Source organism: Vibrio sp. J1-1, from assembly GCF_021728395.1.
Taxonomy (GTDB): domain Bacteria; phylum Pseudomonadota; class Gammaproteobacteria; order Enterobacterales; family Vibrionaceae; genus Vibrio.
In genome coordinates, this window is the sequence record NZ_JAKKCM010000003.1 from 106,712 (window position 1) to 129,567 (window position 22,856).

Below are 22,856 nucleotides of genomic sequence, written 5' to 3' on the forward strand. Positions count from 1 at the left end.
TTAAGGAACACTCAAGGATGACAGACAGTCCAGTACTGGCTCTTGCAAAAGACCTAATCAGCAGACAATCCGTAACGCCTGAAGACGCGGGCTGCCAGGACTTAATGATCGAGCGACTAAAAGCGCTTGGTTTTGAAATTGAAGTCATGGTATTTGAAGATACTACTAACTTCTGGGCTCGCCGCGGCACCGAAGCACCGTTATTTGCCTTTGCAGGCCACACTGACGTTGTACCTGCGGGTAAGCTTGAACATTGGGACACACATCCATTTGAGCCAACAATAGTCGATGGTTACCTACACGGTCGCGGGGCGGCTGATATGAAAGGCTCTCTCGCTGCGATGATTGTGGCCGTTGAACGTTTTATTGCAGACAACCCGGATCATAAGGGCTCTATAGGCTTTTTGATTACTTCAGATGAAGAAGGTCCTTTCATCAACGGTACAGTGCGTGTAGTAGAAACCCTGATGGAACGCGGTGAAAACATCGATATGTGTATCGTTGGTGAACCTTCAAGTACCGAGATCGTGGGAGATGTAGTGAAAAACGGTCGCCGCGGTTCAATCACTGGTGATCTGACTGTAAAAGGTACTCAGGGACACGTGGCATACCCTCATTTAGCCAATAACCCTGTTCATTCTTCTCTGTTAGCGATTCACGAATTAGCGACAACGGAATGGGACAAGGGCAACGACTACTTCCCACCAACTAGTTTCCAGATTCCAAACGTATCGGCAGGTACTGGGGCTTCAAACGTCATTCCGGGTGAATTCAACGTTCAGTTTAACCTGCGTTTCAGCACCGAACTCAACAATGAAATCATCGTTGAACGAATCACTGAGACACTGAATAAGTACGACCTGAATTACGAGCTAGACTGGACATTCAACGGTGACCCGTTCTTAACCGATACTGGCGCGTTGCTCGACGCCGTTGTGGCTGCCGTGGATGAAGTAAACCATACTAAACCAGCGTTACTGACAACTGGTGGTACTTCGGACGGTCGTTTTATTGCTCGAATGGGTGGTCAGGTTGTGGAACTTGGGCCGGTAAATGCAACCATTCATAAAGTGAACGAGTGCGTAAAAGTTGACGACTTAGAGAAGTTGACGGACATGTACCAAAACACGCTTAAGCATTTATTGGCGAAATAATCGTTCGCTGGAAGCCAATTAACGAGAATAACATGACACCATCGCAACTCACAGGCACCACCGATTCTCATCTTCAATCAACCATGGTTGGTCAGAAAGCCTTTTTGCTTCATCCAGAAGTGGCTCCGGACCTGCTCAGAATGATTGAGGCCGCGACTGCAGCTGGGTTTAAAATGGAGATTGCCAGCGGTTTTCGCGATTTTTCACGCCAACGCGAAATCTGGAACGGGAAATTTGCCGGAGCGTTGCCAATTCTTGATTCAGACTCGAAGCCACTGAAAAAGTCTGCTTTAAGTGATGAGGAGAAGCTCGTAGCGATTTTGCGATGGTCAGCTCTACCGGGAGGAAGTCGTCACCACTGGGGGTCTGATTTTGATGTCTATGCTCGTAACTTGTTACCTGAAGGAACAGCACTGCAACTGGAACCATGGGAGTACCTGCAAGGTCACCAACATGAGTTCTATCTATGGTTGAAAGCGAACCTCGGTGAGTTTGGTTTTTTCTTCCCATATAAAGACGATCTTGGTGGCGTCGCGATTGAACCATGGCACATTAGCCATAAGGCAGTCGGTCAACAATGTTGCTCGCAATTAACACCAGATCTGCTAAGAAGTGAACTGATCAAACAAAATCAAAAGCACAACATTGCAGGGTTAGAATCGATACTAAATAATTTAGATAACATCTTATCTACCTTTATTCGCAATATCACCCCACCGCCGGAGGCGTTATGATCGAATTTCTTACCAACCCTTGGGTTATCATCATTGTGGTCTTGAGTGTGGTCATTGGGAACATTGCCGCTCTGAAGTACACAGCAAAAATGAAATTCCACCGAATGGACAAAGGTCGTAAGAACGATTTGGATAAATTGAACGAGCTCGACCAGGAACACAATGGGGATAAAGACAAGAAAGACGACGGTTCTCGTTAATGAATACCAACAAAAAAGGGACCAAACGGTCCCTTTTATCTATGTACTGATTAATTACTGCTTGACCACTTCTGCCAGAACTGGTGCCAGTGACTTAAGGAATTCCTCTTCAACAGGCTTACCTGAAGAGTCTGTAATATTAATTGACGTTCGGTTACCTAAGTCGCCAAATAGGAAGGTGTATTTACCCGCCTTTAAGTCAACAGGCTTAACGCCAATATCATTCCAGAACTCATCATCTGGTGATGCGTATCTCGCTTCTACTGTACCTTGAGATTGAGTGCGATCCTCAACAGTGAAACCCATCTTAGGTAGAATCACTGGCAAACGCGGCCACAGTACGTCATATTGAGCACGAGCGATGATGACAGGAAGCCCACTTCGGTCTGTACCCATAGTAATAGGAATCTGCTTTACCAACTCCTGAGCTTTACGCTGCGCATCTTCACGAACTTGTTGATCGTAGCGAGCGGTAACCAGGTTAGTCATGAACACATTGTAACGTTCGCGGTTTGTTGGAGTAACTTCTTTAATTTGGCTACCTTCACGCCAGTCGATAAGACCAACTTTAAATCCATAACGACCACCGGCTTGTGTACGCAAAATCTCGTATCTACTGCCAATCTCCATATCTTCATCAGGAGAATCCCAAGTTACCCAACTCGTTTCGATACGCGAATCCGTTTGGCTCTCAACCGGAATTTTGTTGGCTTCAACCATACCTTGTACCGTTTGCCAAACCTTATCTAACTCGTCTTTACGGAGCAACCACAGCGTCACTTCACCATCTTGACTGCGATCCAAGCGAGCACCAGGAATCAGTTCTAGCACTTGTTGTGGCGGACGAATATCAACGTTTTCACCCACACCACCAGCATAAGCACCCTGAGGGACATCGTAGTTTGGATAAAGCTGAGGCTGAACACCTTGTGGCGTATTCCACTCACCCAGCGTTGGGGTGTTTAAGTACTCGAAATCGTCCTTTGCCTGACGACGTTGGGTGGCACCACCTGTACAGGCAGTCAATACGAATACAGCTAATGAACTTAACACTAACTGGCTTGAAAGCTTCATTTATACTCCTAAAACACTGAGGGCCCATTGGCCCCCAGTATGAACGTCAATCCTAGTAACTCAATCTTTATAAATACGGGCGTCGGTTAACGCCTGTTCCACGATCGGCTGCGATTTTTCAGAAAGCGTGGTTAGAGGAAGACGTAAGCTACCATCGTCGATCAAACCCAGCTTTTGAGCTGCCCATTTCACAGGGATCGGGCTTGCTTCAACGAATAGATTCTTATGCAGAGGCATTAAACGCTGGTTGATAGCTTCTGCTTCTTCGTACTTACCTTCACTTGCCAAATGGAACATGTCTGCCATTTCTTTTGCTGCAATATTGTTGGTTACCGAGATAACCCCATTGCCGCCAAGTTTGACAAAATCGAGACCCGTCGCATCATCACCACTTAGTAAGATAAAATCTTCGCCACAAAGTTCACGGTGAATTGCAACTCTATCCAAATCGCCTGTCGCATCTTTTAGAGCAACTATATTATCAAGCTTTGACAAACGTGCCACTGTCTCAGGCTTCATATCTACAGCCGTGCGACCCGGTACATTGTAAAGAATGAGCGGCACATCACTCGCTTCAGAAATAGCTTTATAGTGCAGGAACAAGCCTTCTTGTGTCGGCTTGTTGTAGTAAGGCGTTACACTTAGGAAACCCGCGATACCAGAATCCGCCAGTAATTTACTGAACGTCACTGCTTCGTGGGTAGCATTTGCCCCCGTACCAGCTATCACCGGTATGCGACCGTTGGCAAACTCTACCGTCTTGTTAACAACCTTTACATGCTCTTCAATCGTCAGTGTCGCTGACTCTCCGGTTGTGCCTACTGCCACAATACCATCGGAACCAGATTCGATATGGTATTCCACTAGCTTTTGCAGACCATCAAAGTCTACTTCGCCATCCGCTTTGAATGGCGTAATCAGCGCTACGATACTTCCTGAAAACATGTTTATCTCCCTTATTTAGTTCTTTCTGCATGGTACTGTAATGCGATTGAAAAACACAAGAGCGTAAACTCGCTTACAAAGTACAAATGAGTGAATAATTATCAGATGTTAGAGATCTAGCAAATTAAATGCTCGCTTTGGCCGGACTCCTACAAAACTTGATAACAGCGTTAGTTAACTGGTTCAATTTTGAAGAACAAGGCGTGAGCAAAAGAAAGACCTCATTTTTACTATGCTCAGAAATATACTCTCTGAAGCGCTTAATCAAGTCAGACTTGAGTGAATAAAAAAACCGGGCTGTAAACAAAACCGGACTGACTCGATCTTTCTCTATCGTATCTGTGCTAACATCTTTTTATTGAACAAAGGACAAGAAGCTCATTTATGAAGCAACATCTGGTACTTACAGCAGTTGGAACGGATCGTCCAGGTATCTGTAACCAAGTCGTAAAGCTCGTTACGCAAGCTGGCTGTAATATTGTCGATAGCCGAATTGCTATTTTTGGCAATGAATTTACCCTAATCATGCTGCTGACAGGTAGCACCAGTAATATCACTCGCGTCGAAACACAGATGCCTTTACTGGGACAAGAACACGACCTGATCACCATAATGAAGCGTACTGCCACTCACGATTTACTCGACAACAGTTACACCTTGGAAGTGTTTATCGAGTCAGAAGACCGTCCGGGCCTCACTGAGAAATTCACTCAGTTCTTTGCTGACCAGCAGATCGGGCTTGACTCACTAAGCGCACAAACCATTAGCAAATCAAAGATTCAGGCCGATGTTGATCAATTCCACATCGCCATTACGGCATCGGTGAGTACCGATTGCAACCTGATGCAATTACAAGAAGATTTCGATGAACTTTGTCAGTCGCTCAACGTACAAGGTTCTCTGAATTTCATTAAAAACACACTATAAAGTAAAGGAAATCAACATGAATACGCTGACAGCAGGCTCGCCAGCGCCAGCCTTCTCTTTGCTCGACCAAGACGGCAACACAGTGACGCTTGGTGATTTTAAAGGCAAGAAAGTACTTTTCTACTTTTACCCGAAAGCCATGACTCCGGGCTGTACAACGCAAGCAAAAGGGCTGCGTGACATTAAAGCAGAACTCGACGCGCACAACGTTGTTGTGCTTGGCGTCAGCATTGACCCAGTAAAACGTCTGGGTAAGTTTATCGAACGTGATGAGCTTAATTTCACGCTACTTTCTGACGAAGACCACGCGGTTGCTGACCAGTTTGGCGTTTGGGGTGAAAAGAAGTTCATGGGTAAAATCTACGATGGGCTACACCGCATCAGCTTTCTTATCAACGAAGAAGGCGTGATTGAGCACGTGTTCAATAAGTTTAAAACCAAAGATCACCATGAAGTGGTTTTAAATTATCTCAACGAAAACGCGTAACAACGTCTGATTGAACCGATGTCCTAAAATACAAGAAAGCCCAGTACATGCTGGGCTTTCTTTTTTCTATCGCAGGCAGTGAGAATTGACACACTCAATGCAGATAAGATTGGTATCGTTATTCCTGCTCAGCAGGTTCACTGTCTTCTGTACTTGGTAGCGCATTCCAAACCGCTTTTACTAACGTTGCCAGTGGGATAGCGAAGAACACCCCCCAGAAGCCCCACAGCCCGCCAAAGACTAGCACTGCAATAATGATCGCGACTGGATGAAGGTTTACCGCTTCAGAAAACAGCACCGGAACCAATACATTCCCGTCCAGTGCCTGGATAATCCCGTATGCGAGCAGTAGCCAATAGAATGGCGGTGTAAGCCCCCACTGGAACAGCCCCACGATAGCCACAGGGACAGTGACCGCCGCTGCGCCAATATATGGGATAAGAACGGACAAACCGACCGCGACGGCTAACAATACGGAATAACGTAAATCCAGAATCGCGAAAGTGACATAACTTACCCCTCCGACAATCAGAATTTCGAGCACTTTACCGCGAATATAGTTTGAGATTTGTTCGTTCATCTCGTGCCAAACTTTATTCGCTAGTCTACGGTTTTTAGGCAGAATACCACTGGCCATACCGAGCATTTCCTCTTTGTCTTTAAGCAAAAAGAAGATCAGCAAAGGCACCAGAATTAAATACACCGCTAACGTCGCGAGACTGACTAAAGAAGCCAAAGACCCTTTGACTACGCTCTCCCCAAGCCCTAAAGCCTGATTTTTCGCATTTGTCACGATGGTTTCTACGATTTGTAGGTTAGCCAGCTCAGGATGACGCTCTGGAAGTGTAACAATGAACTTCTGCAATCCATTGTACATATTAGGGATATCGTTAATTAAGTTGCCAACCTGAGTCCAGATAGTTGGCACTAAACCAAACAAAGCAATCAACATCAAACTAATGAAGATCAGCAATACAATGATTACAGCGAGTGTACGCGGCACTCCCATACGGCACATTTGCACTACCGGCCACTCCAGCAGATAAGCGAGTACAATCGCCACCAATAATGGAGCAATGAGATGACCGAAGAAGTAAATAGTGATAAAACCAAACAGCAAAATCGCTACCAGGCTCACTGCATGAGGATCAGAGAATCGACGTTGATACCAACGACTTACCATTTCGAACATCTAAGCGGATTCCTTTTTGAAAACAGTCAATGTGTAGTGATCTGATATTGGTTGGCAATCAACCACGTACCCTTGAGCATTTAAGTATTTCACAATATCTTGTTTAGAGCTGTTATCCGTAACTTGAATGACAAGCTTTTGATATTGCGGATTTTCTCCTTCAAATGCCTCAACAGTGTGACGCTTTGCAAGTAACAGTGCTAAGGGGCAGCGTTGCTTGCGCAAATCAAGTAGCATGGATTCCATTGTATTGCTCTGCACTTATGATAGGGTTGTATTGTAACGGCTTTTTAAGTTGGTGCTAGCACTTCTGACATGATTTAACCAGATCCTGAAATCACTCAGATATAAACAATTTACGAAACCAATTCGTTTATTCTCGGTCTGATTGCTAGCATATACCCAAATGACTTCAAGGTGCATGATACGCGAGTTTCTCGAGGTTATTTGGGCATACTATTAACAGGATGACCGTACAGTATAGTGGTGACGTTGTGAGGTACGCGACCTCCTACCACATGCTTAGGTATTTGGGAGAACCTTTAAAACGTATGTTAAAACGCACTCGATCGCTAGTTTGCTTATGTATTGCTGCTGCAATTAGTTCGCCAACAACCTACGCCAATAGTATCGACTTACCCGATATTGGGACAGCCGCAGGTAGCACTCTATCGATAGACCAAGAGTTGATTTATGGTGACGCCTACATGCGGATGCTAAGAGCGAGCAAGCCGCTTGTTAACGATCCTGTGATTAATGAGTATATTGATTCTCTTGGCCACCGTTTAGTGGCCAATGCAAATGACGTAAAGACACCGTTCCATTTTTTCATGATTCGTGACCGCAACATCAACGCTTTCGCGTTTTTTGGCGGCTATGTCGCTCTGCACTCCGGTTTGTTTCTACACGCTCGCAGTGAGAGCGAACTCGCCTCAGTAGTTGCCCACGAAATCGCACACGTTACGCAGCGGCACCTTGCTCGTAGTATGGAAGAGCAAGCAAGACGTTCACCTGCATCATTGGCGGCGTTAGCTGGAGCTCTGCTACTTTCGATAGCAGCACCAGAAGCTGGCATTGCCGCCATTACAGCCGCTACGGCTGGCAACATGCAAAGCCAGATAAACTATACTCGCGCGAACGAGAAAGAAGCCGACCGTTTTGGCATCTCGACACTAGCAAAAGCAGGGTTTGATGTACAAGCCATGCCTCGCTTCTTCGGACGATTAGCCGACGAGTATCGTTATGCAAGTAAGCCTCCTCCGATGCTACTTACTCACCCGCTTCCTGAAGACCGAATCGCGGACAGTCGACAACGAGCACAGGCTTACCCTCCACTGCGTATACTTCCGTCAATTGACTACCATCTAGCCCGAACTCGTATTGTTGCCCGCTATGCCGGCATTGACGGACAAGCCGCATTAGGTTGGTTTGAGCGAACACAGAAGAAAGCCACTGCTGATATCATGCCTGCGTTTGATTATGGCCGTGCTCTGGTTTATTTAGACAGTAAACAGTTATCGAAAGCTGAACCAATACTGAAGAAACTGCTGGCACAAGATCCGGGAAATCCATTCTATCTTGATGCGATGAGTGATCTGTTTATCGAGAAAAAACAACCAGAGAAAGCAGTAGACATGCTGAGTAAAGCACTCACGCGTAATCCACAGAATCAAGTTCTGACGATTAACTATGCGAATGCCCTGCTTGACGCCAATAAAGATGATCAGGCTGTGCGTATTCTTCAACGATACACCCATGATAACCCTGAAGATACCAATGGCTGGCAGCTATTATCGAAAACCTATAACGAGTTGGGACGTAACGATGAGGAGTTGGCTGCCCGCGCTGAAATTTTGGCGTTGCGAGCGAATTGGAATAAAGCGATTCAATATTATAGTGAAGCAAGTAAAATGGCCAAGTTGGGCAGTTTAGAACAAGCACGATACGATGCTCGTATTGACCAACTCATGATCCAAAGAGATCGATTCATGGCATTACAATAACGAAATGGAGAAAACCATGTCAGTCGTGATTTATCACAACCCTCGTTGCTCAAAGAGCCGTCAAACCCTTGAACTACTCGAACAAAATGGTGTTACACCAGAAGTCGTAAAATATTTGGAGAATCCACTTACTGTGGAAGAGCTAAAAGCACTCTACGCTCAACTAGGATTCTCGACTGTTCGTGACATGATGCGTACCAAAGAAGCCGATTACAAAGAGCTAGGCTTAGGTGACGCGTCAGTCAGTGACGAACAACTGTTCGAAGCAATGGCACAAAATCCAAAACTGTTTGAGCGTCCTGTTGTTGTAGCAAATGGCAAAGCGAAAATCGGTCGCCCACCAGAGCAAGTGTTGGATATTCTATAAATGGATTGCCAGATCCTTATTTTGTACTTCAGTCGCCACGGCGCAACAAAACAGCTGGCAAGACAGATAGCAAGGGGAGTCGAGTCGACTCCTCAATGCGAAGCAATTTTGCGTACTGTTGAAGAATTGTCTCCTCACTCACATACCCCTTCCGATCCAATTGTTACTCTAGAAGAGCTGAAAAAATGCGATGGCCTTGCATTTGGCAGTCCCGTCTGGTTTGGCAACATGGCAGCGCCGTTAAAGCACTTCTGGGATCAAACCACACCTTTGTGGGTAAGCGGAGACTTAATCGATAAGCCAGCGTGTGTATTTACCTCATCCTCTTCGATGCATGGTGGTCAGGAAACCACACTACAAAGCATGATGACTCCATTGTTGCATCACGGGATGATGTTATTGGGAATTCCTTATGCAGAGCCAGAGCTGCACTTAACTCAGTCAGGTGGTACACCGTATGGCGCGAGCAGTGTCGGCAAAGAGCCAACTCTCACAAATGATGAGGCTCGCCTGGCACAGAAATTGGGTAAACGACTGGCAACTGCAGCCATAAAGCTGAAAGACCGTTAGTAAATTCAAGGATAGTAAATCGATGTCTGAATCTTTTGACCAACCGGCACTTAGTGCAAAAACGAAAAGCTATCGTTATTTGGCTTTGTTTGGCAACTTGGCTTTACTGGCTTGGGTAGCGATTTGGCAACTCGCGCTGTCTCCTCACCCTCACTTAAACAGTACAACGCTAGCGATTGCATGGTGTATTCCGTTATTACTCCCTTTACCAGGCATATTAGCAGGAAAACCCTATACTCACGCTTGGGCAAACTTTGTGTTAATGCTGTACTTTCTTCATGCATTAACCATCTTATATGTTGATGGTGGAGAACGTTGGCTTGCAGCAGTCGAGCTCCTGCTGACCACGTTGGGCTTTTTTGGCAACATTCTGTTTGCGAGAGCAAGAGGCAAAGAGTTGGGCCTCAAACTCAAACGCTTATCCCAAGTGGAGAAAGAAGAAAAAACGAAGTTCAACAAATAAGGCCTATGATTAAACAAAAAAAGAGTCGCAATTTGCGACTCTTTTTGTTTAAAAACGTTAGCATCCTATTCTTCTATGAACGTTGACCCTCAGCCCATTCATAAATGACATCATACTGCTCTTGTACCGGCTGGACCACGACAGGCTCAGATTCGTTCACTTCCTCAACTGACACGTCAGCGGTCACAACATCTGAAGCCAATGGTAGCTCTTCCTCTACCAATTCTGTCTGCATTGGCTCTTGAGCAGACTGTAAAGTCGCGACTTCTTCCACTAGCGTTACTGGCTCTTGGTACTCACCTAATTGCGAAATCGATGACGCTTCTTTTTCAAACGCCTCTTTAGAAGCCAATAGGTGAAGTTTAAGCGTCAGTTCATCCCCCTGAACTCGCTTAACTTCAGTGCCAGCAACTGAGTTAAGCTTCTTTAACGCACTTTCTAAATGGAAAAAATCTTTCGCTGAATGGATGTTGACCACTTTCATCGTGACCCCATCAGAAGACTCGCCCGACATAACCACGGCACTCTTACCTGCGTAATAGTCAGTAATCTCATCGACCACTTCTGCCATCGCATTCACACCTGACGCCGCCCCACTACTAGGAGAGCGCTGCGATACAAGAATCGCAGATGGTGATTGGTCATATAACGTCCAGCGAATTTGATCGCCCTGAGCTTTAAGTACCAGTACTGCATCAACAGGGTAACGTTGACTAGCCTTTGCTATTGGTTCAACAAATCCGCCCCATAGGTCAGAGACATCAACACCGGTAACATCATCAAAGTCACCCACAGGGACAGTAATCGGTAGGCCTCGTGTTTCCGCTGCGACGCGCAATGCAGAAACCTGCGGTGAGTCTGAATGCTCCCAAGCAATGGTACGTTCATACGCTTGCTCTTCAATCGCCCAGACGAGAATATTTGCGCGATGAGGCGACCACGATGGCAGCTGTGCTTGCGTCAAAAGAGAATGAATCTGACCACTGCTGAAGCGCATATTCAAACTTGGTTTGCCGTCAACCTGACCGTAGCCAAGTTGAGAAATGTAACGTGAGCTTGAGCCCAACGCCTTTTGAATAACAGGGTTACTTAAAGAAGATTGAGAACCAGTCGCTCGAACAATCACCTCTTTCATACCTTGTTCACGAGCCAAAGACTCGCCGTTGTTTTGCTCACTGTCGATAACCACTTCAGCACGATAGATATCTACCTGCGTTAATGCGTAAACGGGCAGGGACAACCAACCTATCAGTATAAGAGCTAAATAGCGCATAGTTTTCAATTTCCTCTAAATAAGAGAAAGCATAATAAGCAACTATCAAACCTTGAGCAAGGCGAGCTATAGGTAAATAGCTTGAAATTTGACCGACTTACGCCATTTGCGGCACAGTATTCAGGGTAGGTTAACAAGTCGTCCTTATTTTTATCAATCTATATGCGTATACAAAAAGTGAGTCCCCCGGAGGCCTAGATAAACCAAAATACCCATTTTCAACATTAAGCCAGACGATATGATCAGCACACAATTACATCCTTTACTTTGTGGTTCCTCTAACAAATATGCACTTTAGCTCGTAAAACAGGCACTTTTCTAAGAAAACTGCTCTAAAAGCCTATTTTAGCCAGTTAAAATCATCGAAAAATTTGATCTGGTCATTGCCGCAAACGTTTGCCGAGTGATATTATTCGCCGAATTTGTCTGCGTATCTTTAAATAGGAAATGATTATGAAAAATGCGTTACAAGGCGCTCAGATGCTCTTTGTCGCTTTTGGTGCTTTGGTTCTCGTGCCACTTCTGACTGGCCTCGATCCAAACGTAGCACTCTTCGGCGCCGGTGTCGGTACCCTCCTCTTCCAATTAATCACTAAACGTTCAGTCCCAATTTTCCTTGCCTCTTCTTTCGCGTTTATTGCTCCTATTATGTTCGGTATCCAAACTTGGGGTATTGGTGCAACAATGGGTGGCTTAATGGCAGCAGGTATGGTGTATGTGGCCCTAGGCGCGGCGATCAAAGTGCGTGGCGTAGGATTTATTCATAAGATTCTGCCACCTGTGGTTGTAGGTCCAGTGATTATGGTTATCGGCCTAGGCTTAGCTCCAACCGCAGTGAATATGGCGATTGGTAAAACTGGCGATGGTGCAGTTCAATTGATCAATGGCGATGCAGCGTTCATTATCTCTGCCGTTTCACTACTAACGACTATTGCACTGAGTGTGTTTGCGAAAGGCTTCCTGAAGCTAGTACCAATTGTTGGTGGTATTTTAGCTGGTTACTCTGTATCTCTCGCCTATGGTGTGGTCGACTTTACTCCAGTTGCTCAAGCTGCGTGGCTGGCAATGCCAAACTTCACCACGCCTGAGTTCAACATCAACGCGATTCTGTTTATGATTCCGGTTGCTATCGCACCAGCAGTCGAGCACGTAGGTGATATGCTGGCCATTTCTAACGTGACGGGCAAAGATTACCTTAAAAAGCCAGGTCTACACCGCACTATCGCGGGTGACGGGGTAGCGACGATGGCAGCGGCAATGGTCGGCGCGCCACCAAATACAACCTACAGTGAAGTCACTGGTGCAGTAATGCTAACTAAGGCATTCAACCCGAAAATCATGACATGGGCAGCAGTGACCGCTATTGTTCTGGCTTTGGTGGGTAAGCTAGGCGCTATTCTTCAAACCATCCCAGTTCCTGTAATGGGTGGTATCATGATCCTACTGTTTGGTTCTATCGCAACCGTAGGCCTGAACACGCTGATCAAAAACCACGTTGATCTCCACAAGTCTCGTAACCTAGTTATCGTTGCCGTTACTCTAGTATTCGGTATTGGCGGCATGGCTTTCGGTATTGGTGAATTCAGCCTACAAGGCGTTAGCCTATGCGGTATCGTGGCAATCATTCTTAACCTAGTGCTTCCTCACGATCTAGGCGAAAACCATGTTGTAGATAACGCTCAGATCGAAGAAGAAAAAGCGAACTAATTCGCTGGTTCAATTCGACACATACAAAAAAGGCTTGGTAAATACCAAGCCTTTGATTTTGTTCAGAACTGATTCTGCGTTATTTTATACGCTTATTTAGTACCGAAAATCTTGTCACCCGCATCACCAAGACCAGGAACGATGTAACCTTTATCGTTTAGTTTCTCGTCGATTGCCGCTGTGTATAGCTCAACATCTGGGTGTGCTTTTTCTAGCGCTTCGATGCCTTCAGGTGCCGCTACCAAAACAAGAACTTTAATCTGGTTACAACCTTTTTCTTTCAAAAGGTCGATCGTCGCGATCATAGAGCCGCCAGTAGCCAACATTGGGTCAACAACAAGTGCGATACGCTCATCAATGTTAGAAGCAAGCTTGTTAAAGTAAGGTACTGGCTCAAGCGTCTCTTCATCACGGTAGATACCTACCACACTGATACGTGCACTTGGCATATGCTCAAGAACACCATCCATCATACCTAGACCTGCGCGTAAGATTGGCACGACGGTTACTTTCTTACCTTTAATCTGGTCAACTTCTACTGGACCATTCCAACCTTCGATAGTAACTTTCTCTGTTTCAAAGTCTGCTGTCGCTTCATAAGTAAGTAGGCTACCGACTTCGGTCGCTAACTCACGAAAACGTTTTGTGCTGATGTCACCTTCTCTCATTAGACCAATTTTATGTTTTACTAGAGGGTGTTTTACTTCAACAACTTTCATGTCCATCTCCGGCTATAGTTGGCAATATTTAAACAAACCTTCAGATTATACATTATTTCCACTGGTAAATCAGGATATATCACTAAAGAAAAAAACTGACGCAAACGTTTGCTATCTGTATTTAAGCACTGGTAGAATAGCGCCGTTTTCATATCCAACTTAAATACCGAGGACTTCCCTGTGAGTGGTAATAACTCTTCTCTTAGCTATAAAGACGCTGGTGTTGATATTGATGCAGGCAACGCGCTTGTAGATCGTATTAAAGGTGCGGTAAAACGTACTCGTCGCCCTGAAGTGATGGGTGGTATCGGTGGTTTTGGCGCTTTATGCGAATTGCCGACGAAATACAAACAACCTGTATTGGTTTCTGGTACTGACGGTGTAGGTACAAAACTTCGCCTCGCACTGGGTATGAACAAGCACGACACTATCGGTATCGACTTGGTTGCGATGTGTGTAAACGATCTTATCGTGCAAGGCGCAGAGCCATTGTTCTTCCTAGATTACTACGCGACAGGCAAGCTAGATGTCGATACAGCAGCGGACGTTGTTTCTGGTATCGCAGACGGCTGTGTGCAAGCAGGTTGTGCCCTAATCGGTGGCGAAACTGCTGAAATGCCAGGCATGTACGAAGGTGAAGACTACGACGTTGCGGGCTTCTGTGTTGGCGTTGTAGAAAAAGAAGAAGTCATCGACGGTACGAAAGTAGCGGCAGGTGATGCGCTAATCGCTGTCGGCTCAAGCGGCCCTCACTCAAACGGTTACTCTTTGGTTCGCAAGATCCTTGAAGTATCTGGCGCAGACAAAAACGAAGTACTAGAAGGTCGCACTATCGGTGAGCATCTTCTAGAACCAACAAAGATTTACATCAAATCAGCACTTAAAATGATTGAGAAGCACGACATTCATGCAATTTCTCACATCACTGGTGGTGGTTTCTGGGAAAATATCCCTCGCGTTCTACCTGAAGGCACTAAAGCATTGATCGACGGTAAGAGCTGGGAATGGCCAGTAATTTTCCAATGGCTACAAAAGAAAGGAAACGTAGAAACACACGAAATGTACCGTACATTTAACTGTGGTGTTGGCCTAATCGTTGCTCTTCCTAAAGATCAAGCAGAAGCAGCGGTTGCACTTCTGCAAGAAGAAGGCGAAAACGCATGGGTGATCGGTGAAATCGCTCAAGCGGAAGCAAATGAAGAACAAGTTGAAATCAAATAACTTGCGATTCTTGCTCAAAAAGTAAAAAGATGAGGACGCTATGTCCTCATTTTGCTATCTGGAACTCGAAAACTATTTAAATAGTAGGTAATACCAATCGTAGTAAATAACTGGTCATTCTAGCTTGTTAAAATACTCGATAGCTGCGTTAGAATTTTTGATTGTAGAATAACTACTTATCGAAAAATCCTGCCTTGTTCTCAAGCATTTTTCCTCGCTATTTCTGAACACTTACTGTGATTGGTATAATTTATAAAATCTACATTAGTAAGGCAGTCTCAACATCATGAAAAATATAGTGGTCCTAATTTCTGGTAGTGGCAGTAACCTACAAGCGATACTGGAAGCGTGTGACGCGAATATGCCTAACGCGCAAGTCGCTGCCGTTTTCTCAAATAAAGCGGACGCTTACGGATTAGAGCGCGCGAAGCAATTTAATGTTGCAGGCCATTTTGTCGACCCAAAGGCATTTGAGTCACGTGAAGCATTTGATGCAGAACTGATGAAACAGATCGACCAATACCAGCCTGATGCAGTCATTCTTGCGGGTTACATGCGCATTCTCAGCAGCGAGTTTGTGCAACATTACATGGGTAAGATGATCAATATTCACCCTTCCCTGCTACCAAAATACCCTGGGTTGCACACTCACCAACGTGCGATTGACGCTCAAGATAAAGAGCACGGCACCAGTGTTCACTTCGTAACAGAAGAGCTAGACGGTGGTCCGGTTGTTCTGCAGGCAAAAGTGCCTGTATTTGAAGATGATGATGCGGATATCCTTGCCGCTCGTGTTCAAACTCAAGAACACACCATCTATCCAATCGTCACCAAATGGCTGGTTGAAGATAGGCTGAAGATGCAAGACGGCAAAGCTTGGTTAGACGGCAAAGAGCTTGGCGCTTCTGGCTACGCTGACGAATAAGACTGTTTATGCCTCATATCAGCTTCGACAGGAGCTGATATGCCCCCTCAGCGACTCTCTCTCAACGCATCCGTCCCCCACTGTATTCCTCTAACAGAATTCTACAAAGTAAACATCAATTGACTTAGCCTTCTGAAGACTCGCTCGTCTGACTCTCCTGATAAATATCTATCTAGCTGAAAATTATCATGTTTATCACACCATTGTTATGTCCAATACACAATTGTTATGTTATAACATAAAACTATATCAGCAGTAGTAGAGATGTATTCAATAATGAGATACCAATTTAGCGTTTTATTCTTAATCAGCCCCCTGTTATGGGCAAATAACTCGGAGACGATGACTGTCATTGGGGAGCTGGTAAACACGACGCAACCTGAACTATCGTTGTATGAAACGGAGACTTTGTCCGGGCAGAAACTGAAAGAGAAACAAGCAAGTACCTTGGGGGAAACGCTTTCACAGATATCCGGCGTTCAGGGAGCCAGCTTTGGCCCGACAGCATCGCGACCAATCATTCGAGGGCTTGGCGGACACCGTGTTCAAATCATGGTCAATTCATCAACCGTCTCAGATATGTCTTCTATCAGCGAGCAACATAGAGTCGATGTCGAGCCTTTCTTTGCTGAGAGCATCACAGTGATCAAAGGGTCCGCTTCTATTTTATACGGGGATAATGCTATCGCTGGCGCGGTTATCATTGATGACGGTCGTATTCAAAAAAGTTTACCTGAGGAAACGTTCAGCGGAGCATTTCAAACCAGCGGCGGGCATAATACACCCGCTGAATTATTGTTTAAGGTTAAAGGTTACTCTGATTCACTCACATGGAATGTTAGTGGTCTGCATCGGAAAGGTCGGGATATGTTTATTCCATCGAAAAATAAGGATGAGGTTTGCCGAGACTGGGATAAGCTGGCTGGCGACACACCATTACAAGGACGCTGTCAGGTGCATGTTAACCCGCAATGGGATTTCGTTGAAGGTCTACCTGTTGATGTGACACCGGAGGATCAACAAGTCATCACAGAGTTTTCCCCAACCTATGACAGAAGATTAAAAAACACCAGTTTTCATCAAAACCACCTCGTTGTTGGTTCCAGTCTTATCAAAGACGCAGTGCAGTTTGGCGCTGCCTTGTCTTATAGTGATGGCGAACGAGGCATTCCAGGATTTATGAACCTTGATTCGAAAGTTGGGGCGGATGTCACCGTCGAGCCTATTCGAATTCACTCTGACACCCTTGCATTAGAGTTGTATGGCAATGTCGACTTAGAGACGCCTTTCTTTGATGGCGTTACGTTGGATCATAAGTTCAGCAATTCCAACGAGCATGAACGGATGGGAGCAACGGAAATTAATCACTTTAATGTGGAGACGGAAGATACCAATCTAAAGATCGGTCACAGTGCTGGCAATTGGCTCAGAGGGATCTGGGGGGTACAGCATTACCACAATGAGTTAAATACCTCTGGGATAGATAATTTTCTACCATCGGTAGAAACCACAAAATTCTCCTATTTCGCTCAGGAAGTCTTTTCTTACAACAATATTAGTCTGGAGCTCGGAGCCCGCGCCGATTCAATCGATTATAAAACTGACCTTAGCCATTATCAGCCAGGTCGTGGCCTTGGCGCTGTGGTTAAAGACCGAGAATTTGACCTTGAGAACTATACCGCCGCTTTGTCTTGGCAGCTGCCTTTTGGTTTATCTTTCAGTGCAAGGAAAACATGGGCTGAACGGGCACCAAGTCAGAATGAACTTTATGCCAGTAACAACCACTTAGCACTGCAGATCGAAGAACAGGGAAATTCTTTGCTAGAGACGGAAAAAAACACCAGTGAAGAGTTATCTGCTGGGTTGGATATAGGGCGTTTATCGCTGAGCGCCACCTATTACCAAAATGACTATGAGGACTTCATCTACCGCAGATTCACAGGCATGCAAAGAGACAACAGCCCTGTTTATCAGTGGAGTCAGGCCGACTTTAAGAACCATGGTACGGAAATTAATATCGCATACGACTTTGACCTCGGCGCTTATGGCTTGCTGGCATTCAATGGTCTATATGATCGAGTCGTCAATGAGCCTGTATATCGATACCCGAAAGGCCAGGATTTCATGGAGCTGATGATCGGAGGCGCTTCAATGGAACAAATCGATGAGTATTTCATGGGACAGCTGCTTGGGGATTACCTGCCTAGACTGCCGGTGTCAAGGTATGGTGCTGAAGCTCGATGGCTTCAGGGGAACTGGATTGTTTCGGCAAATTACATGTACTATGCAAAACAGGATAAAGTGGCTAAATATGAGATGCCTTCAGCGTCCAGTTACAGGCTGAATCTGCGATTTGATTATGAAAAGCTTCACGAGACGACTTCCAGCCATTTCTTTGTTGCACTGGATAACGTAACCAATCAGGAAATACGATCTCACCAATCCTTCCTTCGACACACTGTCCCTGAACGGGGAATGAGCGCAAAAGTCGGTTATCGCTACGAGTTTTAATCATCACCTAAATGAGCAACAAACGAAGCAGCAAGCGACCTGTAATCGGTGGCTTGCTGCTATTCACGAGTATTCACACTACCGCTTTATTCAAGAGGTTCCGTCGGGGCCTGGCTTGCTACTTTCTTTGGTGCGAAAGCGACATCTGCCAGCGCAGCTGCATTGCTATCAATCAATTCACCTAAATGAAACAGACCATATTCGCCCGGCTTCATTCGCTGCCATGCTTCATTACCAGTCAGTGGCTGAGTCGCGATCACAGACACAACGTCATTTGGTGTTGTCTCTTCCTGGAAGTTAATTTCAACATCTTCATCCAGTAATGCCGCTTTACCGAATGGAGCTCGTCGCGTGATCCAATACAGGTGATTAGTGCAATACGTCATAACATACTCACCGTCACTCAGCAGCATATTAAATACACCCTTTTCTTTCAGTTGATCACAGCACTTTGCAACATAACGAAAAACCGACTCCATATCTTCAGGAGGCTCTGGGTATCGATCTTCCATTTGCTTTAACAGCCAACAAAACGCCAGCTCACTATCAGTTTGACCGACCGGGCGGTGCCGACCTGTATGTAAATCCTGGTAATCTGACAACTGACCATTGTGAGCAAATGTCCAGTACTTACCCCACAACTCACGTGTAAATGGGTGCGTATTTTCTAAATTTACTCCGCCACGATTGGCCTGTCGAATATGGCTGACCACAGCACGGCTTTTAATTGGGTAGTTCTGAACCAGTTCTGCAATTTTTGAATCGCAGCTTGGCTTCGGATCTTTAAACGTCCGAAATCCTTTACCTTCATAGAAAGTGATTCCCCAACCATCACGATGAGGGCCAGTTCGACCTCCACGCTGCATCAGCCCGGTAAAGCTGAAACAAATATCCGTTGGAACATTGGCGCTCATGCCGAGCAATTCACACATGGTTTAAAGAACTCCTTACCTAAAATACCAATCTGAAAACAGAAACTACCGCGTTAATTATTCCATCTCTTTTTCTATCAACTGAATGACGATGTGAATAATCTTAATATGGACTTCCTGAATACGATCCGCATAGCCAAAGTGAGGCACACGAATTTCAACGTCTGCCAGACCTGCCATTTTACCACCGTCTTTACCTGTCAGTGCAATGGTCTTGATGCCTTTTGCTTTCGCGGCTTCAATAGCTTTAAGAATATTGCCAGAGTTACCAGATGTCGATAAACCAAACAGTACATCACCTTTACGACCAACCGCTTCAACATAACGAGAGAAAACAAAGTCGTAACCAAAGTCGTTACTCACACAAGAAAGGTGACTTGGGTCAGAAATCGCAATGCCTGCATAACCCGGTCGATTATCACGGTAACGACCCGTCAATTCTTCAGCGAAGTGCATTGCATCACAGTGTGAACCACCGTTACCGCATGAAAGCACCTTACCCTCTTGCTTAAAAGAATCCGCAATCATTTTCGCAGCCGCTTCAATTTGAGCGATGTTATGGTCATCGTTTAAAAATTTGTTGAGCACTTCAGCAGCTTCGTTCAATTCACTTTTAATCAGATCTTGGTACATAAGACGTTCTCTTTATTATGTCGGCCCTCGGTATGCTTCCACATTACCTCAGCAAATGGTTCTGATACCAATCTGGTATCAGACATTTCATTACTGAGAGTTTACCCACAAACGAGAATTAGTGTCGATAGCGAAGCAACAGATTTGGATTGGTAGCAGTAATAAACTTAGTAACTTGCTCAATATAACAGCACCCAAATCGCATTTTTAGAATTATTACTCTACTTAGATCGCTTTTTACTCAACCTTGGGTTTTACATTTTATTAATATATTGATTACAATTAGGAGAACTGGTTAGACCTCTTATCAGAAAACAGACATACAACACTTATAAAGTCTGAAAAGGAAAACACATATGGACATCTTGCTTTCAATCGTTGCGATGACAATCGTCTTAGGCTTTACGCTCTATCACCGAATGTCACTCGTAAAATCCGTCAGCCTTCTAACCGCTGCTATGTTAGTGCTGACTATCGCTGGTTCTGCAGGCATTTGGGGCTGGGCAATTTACACCCTTGCCATCGCTATATTTGCCGTACCAGGCATTCGTCAGTCACTAATCAGTCGTAAGGCTTTAGCTGCTTTCAAAAAAGTCCTCCCAGCTATGTCTCAAACTGAGAAAGAAGCCTTAGATGCAGGTACGGTCTGGTGGGAAGCTGAACTCTTTAAGGGTAAACCTGAGTGGCAAAAACTGCATGCTATTCGAGCACCTAAACTCAGCTCGGAAGAACAAGCTTTCCTTGATGGCCCCGTCAACGAAGTATGTGCCATGGTTAACGACTTCCAGGTGACTCATGAACTGGCCGACTTGCCGCCTGAAGTCTGGCAATACCTGAAAGACAAAAAATTCTTTGCCATGATCATTAAGAAGAAATACGGTGGTCTAGAGTTTTCTGCTTACGCGCAATCACTGGTATTACAAAAACTGACAGGTGTCTCCGGCGTTTTATCTTCTACTGTTGGTGTACCTAACTCTTTAGGTCCTGGTGAACTACTCCAACACTACGGTACAGAAGAACAAAAGGACTACTACCTCCCTCGTCTAGCCGAAGGTAAAGAAATCCCATGTTTTGCCTTAACTAGCCCAGAAGCAGGTTCCGACGCGGGATCTATACCCGACTACGGTGTGGTGTGTAAAGGTCAGTGGGAAGGCAAAGAGGTATTGGGCATGCGCCTGACGTGGAATAAGCGTTATATCACGCTTGCTCCTGTGGCAACTGTGCTTGGTCTTGCTTTTAAACTGCGTGACCCTGAGGGTCTGCTTGGCGACAAAGAAGATCTCGGTATTACCTGTGCGCTAATCCCTACTAAGGTTAAAGGCGTAGAGATAGGTAATCGTCACTTCCCTCTTAACGTACCATTCCAGAACGGTCCAACACGAGGCAAAGATATCTTCGTTCCTATCGACTTCATTATCGGTGGTCAGAAGATGGCAGGCCAAGGATGGCGTATGTTGGTTGAGTGTTTGTCTGTTGGCCGTGGTATCACACTTCCTTCAAACTCAACCGGAGGCATTAAAACAGCAGCACTGGCAACAGGTGCTTACTCAAGAATTCGTCGTCAGTTCAAACAGCCTATCGGACATATGGAAGGCATTGAAGAACCATTGGCACGCATCGGTGGTAACGCTTATGTGATGGACGCAGCAAGTAACTTAACCGTGGCTGGTATCGACCTTGGTGAGAAACCGTCTGTTATTTCTGCAATCGTTAAGTACCACTGCACCCATCGTGGTCAACAGAGCATCATTGATGCTATGGATATCGTCGGTGGTAAAGGTATCTGTATTGGCCCTTCAAACTTCCTGGCTCGTGGCTACCAAGGTGCACCTATCGCCGTGACGGTTGAAGGCGCGAACATTCTGACCCGTTCGATGATCATCTTCGGTCAAGGTGCAATTCGTTGTCATCCATACGTTCTGGAAGAGATGAATGCAGCGCACTCTAACGCAAGTAACGCTATTGAGCAGTTTGATAAAGCACTCGCAGGTCACGTGAGCTTCACCATGAGTAACCTTGTACGCAGTATTTGGTTTGGTTTGAGCGATGGCTTGGGTTCATCAGCACCAACCAAAGACGCGACTAAGCGTTACTACCAACAACTCAACCGTTACAGTGCTAACTTAGCACTTCTGTCAGACATTTCGATGGCAGTGCTTGGCGGCTCACTGAAACGTAAAGAGCGCCTATCTGCTCGTCTTGGTGACATCCTTAGTCAACTTTACTTAAGTTCAGCGGCACTAAAACGCTTTGAACAAGATGGCCGTCCAGTGGAAGATTTACCTTTGGTTCACTGGGCTCTGCAAGACAGCTTGAAGCAAGCAGAAACTGCCGTTGATGAGTTTTTGGCTAACTTCCCGAACAAAGTAATCGCTCGTACACTTCGAACCTTGATCATGCCGTTTGGTCGTGTACGCAAAGCACCAAGTGACAAACTCGACAGCAAAGTAGCGCGTATTTTGCAAACACCTAGCGCAACGCGTTCACGCATCGGTCGTGGTCAGTATCTGGTACCGACAGAACATAACCCAGCAGGCAAGATTGAATTAGCATTATCTGTGATTCTGCAAGCAGAGCCCGTGTTCGACAAAGTATGTAAAGCGCAAGGTAAACGTCGTCCTTTCTTACGCTTGGATATGATTGCGGAGGAAGGATTAGAGCAAGGCATTATCACTCAGGAAGAAGCGGAACTTCTGCGCGAAGCAGAGCAGCACCGTTTGGATACCATCAATGTCGATGACTTTGAGCCAGAACAACTGGCAGCAAAGCCGTATTATCCTCAGATGGACAGCGTTGCCTAAGAAAATAAAGCCGTTGTA

General features: G+C 45.5%; 22 protein-coding genes. 14 read left to right on the plus strand and 8 right to left on the minus strand.

Annotated elements, in window-relative coordinates; all coding sequences use genetic code 11:
* The first annotated feature begins 17 nt into the window (after positions 1 to 17).
* Genes dapE through L3V31_RS05380 form a run of 3 tightly spaced genes read left to right on the plus strand, consistent with a single transcriptional unit; the run spans position 18 to position 2,088 of the window.
* Positions 18 to 1,154: a succinyl-diaminopimelate desuccinylase gene (gene dapE / locus L3V31_RS05370; protein ID WP_237315102.1), complete on the plus strand. Its 1,137-nt coding sequence runs from the start codon at positions 18 to 20 to the stop codon at positions 1,152 to 1,154.
* A gap of 32 nt (positions 1,155 to 1,186) precedes the next feature.
* Entirely contained in the window at positions 1,187 to 1,888 is a 702-nt protein-coding gene (locus L3V31_RS05375; protein ID WP_237315103.1) for a M15 family metallopeptidase, read from the plus strand.
* Positions 1,885 to 2,088, plus strand: a complete 204-nt coding sequence (locus tag L3V31_RS05380; RefSeq protein WP_237315104.1) for a DUF2897 family protein — start codon at positions 1,885 to 1,887, stop codon at positions 2,086 to 2,088. Before L3V31_RS05375 ends, L3V31_RS05380 begins: the two co-directional genes overlap by 4 nt.
* 54 nt (positions 2,089 to 2,142) lie before the next feature.
* Here the strand turns inward: L3V31_RS05380 and bamC are convergent, their stop codons facing one another.
* Together bamC and dapA are read right to left on the minus strand one after the other, a co-directional pair.
* A complete protein-coding gene (gene bamC, locus L3V31_RS05385; RefSeq protein ID WP_237315105.1) occupies positions 2,143 to 3,162 on the minus strand; it encodes an outer membrane protein assembly factor BamC in 1,020 nt (339 codons plus the stop codon).
* 60 nt (positions 3,163 to 3,222) lie between these two features.
* Positions 3,223 to 4,107, minus strand: a complete 885-nt coding sequence (dapA, locus tag L3V31_RS05390; RefSeq protein WP_237315106.1) for a 4-hydroxy-tetrahydrodipicolinate synthase — start codon at positions 4,105 to 4,107, stop codon at positions 3,223 to 3,225.
* 384 nt (positions 4,108 to 4,491) lie between these two features.
* On the opposite strand from dapA, the gene L3V31_RS05395 reads away from it, so the two are divergent.
* Positions 4,492 to 5,034 carry a glycine cleavage system protein R gene (locus L3V31_RS05395; protein WP_237315107.1) on the plus strand — a complete coding sequence of 181 codons (543 nt, stop codon included), beginning with the start codon at positions 4,492 to 4,494 and terminating at the stop codon, positions 5,032 to 5,034.
* Positions 5,035 to 5,050: 16 nt separating this feature from the next.
* Complete coding sequence (gene bcp, locus L3V31_RS05400; protein WP_020333623.1) at positions 5,051 to 5,521, plus strand: thioredoxin-dependent thiol peroxidase; 471 nt, start codon at positions 5,051 to 5,053, stop codon at positions 5,519 to 5,521.
* A 118-nt stretch (positions 5,522 to 5,639) separates the two neighbouring features.
* Here bcp and L3V31_RS05405 read toward each other — a convergent pair whose 3' ends face one another.
* Positions 5,640 to 6,713, minus strand: a complete 1,074-nt coding sequence (locus L3V31_RS05405; protein ID WP_237315108.1) for an AI-2E family transporter — start codon at positions 6,711 to 6,713, stop codon at positions 5,640 to 5,642.
* Positions 6,714 to 6,950: a sulfurtransferase TusA family protein gene (locus L3V31_RS05410; protein WP_237315392.1), complete on the minus strand. Its 237-nt coding sequence runs from the start codon at positions 6,948 to 6,950 to the stop codon at positions 6,714 to 6,716.
* A 314-nt stretch (positions 6,951 to 7,264) separates the two neighbouring features.
* Between L3V31_RS05410 and L3V31_RS05415 the strand changes: the two genes are divergently transcribed.
* From L3V31_RS05415 to L3V31_RS05430, 4 genes are read left to right on the plus strand one after another with little or no spacing between them, the layout of a single operon-like run.
* Positions 7,265 to 8,716 carry a M48 family metallopeptidase gene (locus tag L3V31_RS05415; protein ID WP_237315109.1) on the plus strand — a complete coding sequence of 484 codons (1,452 nt, stop codon included), beginning with the start codon at positions 7,265 to 7,267 and terminating at the stop codon, positions 8,714 to 8,716.
* 16 nt (positions 8,717 to 8,732) lie between these two features.
* Positions 8,733 to 9,083, plus strand: coding sequence for an arsenate reductase (glutaredoxin) (gene arsC, locus L3V31_RS05420; RefSeq protein ID WP_237315110.1), 351 nt, complete (start codon positions 8,733 to 8,735; stop codon positions 9,081 to 9,083).
* Entirely contained in the window at positions 9,084 to 9,653 is a 570-nt protein-coding gene (gene wrbA / locus L3V31_RS05425) for an NAD(P)H:quinone oxidoreductase (protein WP_237315111.1), read from the plus strand.
* A gap of 22 nt (positions 9,654 to 9,675) precedes the next feature.
* Positions 9,676 to 10,116 (plus strand): DUF2069 domain-containing protein, encoded by a 441-nt coding sequence (locus L3V31_RS05430; protein WP_237315112.1) that lies wholly within the window; start codon positions 9,676 to 9,678, stop codon positions 10,114 to 10,116.
* A gap of 73 nt (positions 10,117 to 10,189) precedes the next feature.
* Here L3V31_RS05430 and L3V31_RS05435 read toward each other — a convergent pair whose 3' ends face one another.
* Positions 10,190 to 11,389, minus strand: a complete 1,200-nt coding sequence (locus L3V31_RS05435; protein ID WP_237315113.1) for a DUF2066 domain-containing protein — start codon at positions 11,387 to 11,389, stop codon at positions 10,190 to 10,192.
* A 453-nt stretch (positions 11,390 to 11,842) separates the two neighbouring features.
* Here L3V31_RS05435 and L3V31_RS05440 point away from each other — a divergent pair, with 453 nt between their 5' ends.
* The gene (locus L3V31_RS05440) at positions 11,843 to 13,096 is read left to right on the plus strand and encodes a uracil-xanthine permease family protein (RefSeq protein WP_237315114.1); all 1,254 of its coding nucleotides are present in this window, start codon (positions 11,843 to 11,845) and stop codon (positions 13,094 to 13,096) included.
* 92 nt (positions 13,097 to 13,188) lie between these two features.
* On the opposite strand, the gene upp is transcribed toward L3V31_RS05440, so the two are convergent.
* The gene (upp, locus tag L3V31_RS05445) at positions 13,189 to 13,815 is read right to left on the minus strand and encodes a uracil phosphoribosyltransferase (protein WP_014232731.1); all 627 of its coding nucleotides are present in this window, start codon (positions 13,813 to 13,815) and stop codon (positions 13,189 to 13,191) included.
* 180 nt (positions 13,816 to 13,995) lie between these two features.
* Here upp and purM point away from each other — a divergent pair, with 180 nt between their 5' ends.
* From purM to L3V31_RS05460, 3 genes are all read left to right on the plus strand, one after another.
* Complete coding sequence (purM, locus tag L3V31_RS05450; RefSeq protein ID WP_237315115.1) at positions 13,996 to 15,036, plus strand: phosphoribosylformylglycinamidine cyclo-ligase; 1,041 nt, start codon at positions 13,996 to 13,998, stop codon at positions 15,034 to 15,036.
* Between the two features lie 286 nt (positions 15,037 to 15,322).
* Entirely contained in the window at positions 15,323 to 15,961 is a 639-nt protein-coding gene (gene purN / locus L3V31_RS05455; RefSeq protein ID WP_237315116.1) for a phosphoribosylglycinamide formyltransferase, read from the plus strand.
* Positions 15,962 to 16,303: 342 nt separating this feature from the next.
* Positions 16,304 to 18,472: a TonB-dependent receptor gene (locus L3V31_RS05460; protein ID WP_237315117.1), complete on the plus strand. Its 2,169-nt coding sequence runs from the start codon at positions 16,304 to 16,306 to the stop codon at positions 18,470 to 18,472.
* Positions 18,473 to 18,558: 86 nt separating this feature from the next.
* Here L3V31_RS05460 and L3V31_RS05465 read toward each other — a convergent pair whose 3' ends face one another.
* Positions 18,559 to 19,404, minus strand: a complete 846-nt coding sequence (locus tag L3V31_RS05465; protein ID WP_237315118.1) for a class II glutamine amidotransferase — start codon at positions 19,402 to 19,404, stop codon at positions 18,559 to 18,561.
* Between the two features lie 57 nt (positions 19,405 to 19,461).
* Complete coding sequence (gene lpcA, locus L3V31_RS05470) at positions 19,462 to 20,037, minus strand: D-sedoheptulose 7-phosphate isomerase (protein WP_237315119.1); 576 nt, start codon at positions 20,035 to 20,037, stop codon at positions 19,462 to 19,464.
* A 356-nt stretch (positions 20,038 to 20,393) separates the two neighbouring features.
* Between lpcA and fadE the strand changes: the two genes are divergently transcribed.
* Positions 20,394 to 22,838 carry an acyl-CoA dehydrogenase FadE gene (gene fadE, locus L3V31_RS05475; RefSeq protein WP_237315120.1) on the plus strand — a complete coding sequence of 815 codons (2,445 nt, stop codon included), beginning with the start codon at positions 20,394 to 20,396 and terminating at the stop codon, positions 22,836 to 22,838.
* Positions 22,839 to 22,856: the final 18 nt, after the last annotated feature.

What these genes read in the sequence shown, in the direction of transcription:
- dapE (WP_237315102.1), top strand. Translation starts at nt 18, where the DNA reads ATGACAGACAGTCCAGTACTGGCTCTTGCAAAAGACCTAATCAGCAGA.
- L3V31_RS05375 (WP_237315103.1), top strand. Translation starts at nt 1,187, where the DNA reads ATGACACCATCGCAACTCACAGGCACCACCGATTCTCATCTTCAATCA.
- L3V31_RS05380 (WP_237315104.1), top strand. Translation starts at nt 1,885, where the DNA reads ATGATCGAATTTCTTACCAACCCTTGGGTTATCATCATTGTGGTCTTG.
- bamC (WP_237315105.1), bottom strand. Translation starts at nt 3,162, where the DNA reads ATGAAGCTTTCAAGCCAGTTAGTGTTAAGTTCATTAGCTGTATTCGTA.
- dapA (WP_237315106.1), bottom strand. Translation starts at nt 4,107, where the DNA reads ATGTTTTCAGGAAGTATCGTAGCGCTGATTACGCCATTCAAAGCGGAT.
- L3V31_RS05395 (WP_237315107.1), top strand. Translation starts at nt 4,492, where the DNA reads ATGAAGCAACATCTGGTACTTACAGCAGTTGGAACGGATCGTCCAGGT.
- bcp (WP_020333623.1), top strand. Translation starts at nt 5,051, where the DNA reads ATGAATACGCTGACAGCAGGCTCGCCAGCGCCAGCCTTCTCTTTGCTC.
- L3V31_RS05405 (WP_237315108.1), bottom strand. Translation starts at nt 6,713, where the DNA reads ATGTTCGAAATGGTAAGTCGTTGGTATCAACGTCGATTCTCTGATCCT.
- L3V31_RS05410 (WP_237315392.1), bottom strand. Translation starts at nt 6,950, where the DNA reads ATGCTACTTGATTTGCGCAAGCAACGCTGCCCCTTAGCACTGTTACTT.
- L3V31_RS05415 (WP_237315109.1), top strand. Translation starts at nt 7,265, where the DNA reads ATGTTAAAACGCACTCGATCGCTAGTTTGCTTATGTATTGCTGCTGCA.
- arsC (WP_237315110.1), top strand. Translation starts at nt 8,733, where the DNA reads ATGTCAGTCGTGATTTATCACAACCCTCGTTGCTCAAAGAGCCGTCAA.
- wrbA (WP_237315111.1), top strand. Translation starts at nt 9,084, where the DNA reads ATGGATTGCCAGATCCTTATTTTGTACTTCAGTCGCCACGGCGCAACA.
- L3V31_RS05430 (WP_237315112.1), top strand. Translation starts at nt 9,676, where the DNA reads ATGTCTGAATCTTTTGACCAACCGGCACTTAGTGCAAAAACGAAAAGC.
- L3V31_RS05435 (WP_237315113.1), bottom strand. Translation starts at nt 11,389, where the DNA reads ATGCGCTATTTAGCTCTTATACTGATAGGTTGGTTGTCCCTGCCCGTT.
- L3V31_RS05440 (WP_237315114.1), top strand. Translation starts at nt 11,843, where the DNA reads ATGAAAAATGCGTTACAAGGCGCTCAGATGCTCTTTGTCGCTTTTGGT.
- upp (WP_014232731.1), bottom strand. Translation starts at nt 13,815, where the DNA reads ATGAAAGTTGTTGAAGTAAAACACCCTCTAGTAAAACATAAAATTGGT.
- purN (WP_237315116.1), top strand. Translation starts at nt 15,323, where the DNA reads ATGAAAAATATAGTGGTCCTAATTTCTGGTAGTGGCAGTAACCTACAA.
- L3V31_RS05460 (WP_237315117.1), top strand. Translation starts at nt 16,304, where the DNA reads ATGACTGTCATTGGGGAGCTGGTAAACACGACGCAACCTGAACTATCG.
- L3V31_RS05465 (WP_237315118.1), bottom strand. Translation starts at nt 19,404, where the DNA reads ATGTGTGAATTGCTCGGCATGAGCGCCAATGTTCCAACGGATATTTGT.
- lpcA (WP_237315119.1), bottom strand. Translation starts at nt 20,037, where the DNA reads ATGTACCAAGATCTGATTAAAAGTGAATTGAACGAAGCTGCTGAAGTG.
- fadE (WP_237315120.1), top strand. Translation starts at nt 20,394, where the DNA reads ATGGACATCTTGCTTTCAATCGTTGCGATGACAATCGTCTTAGGCTTT.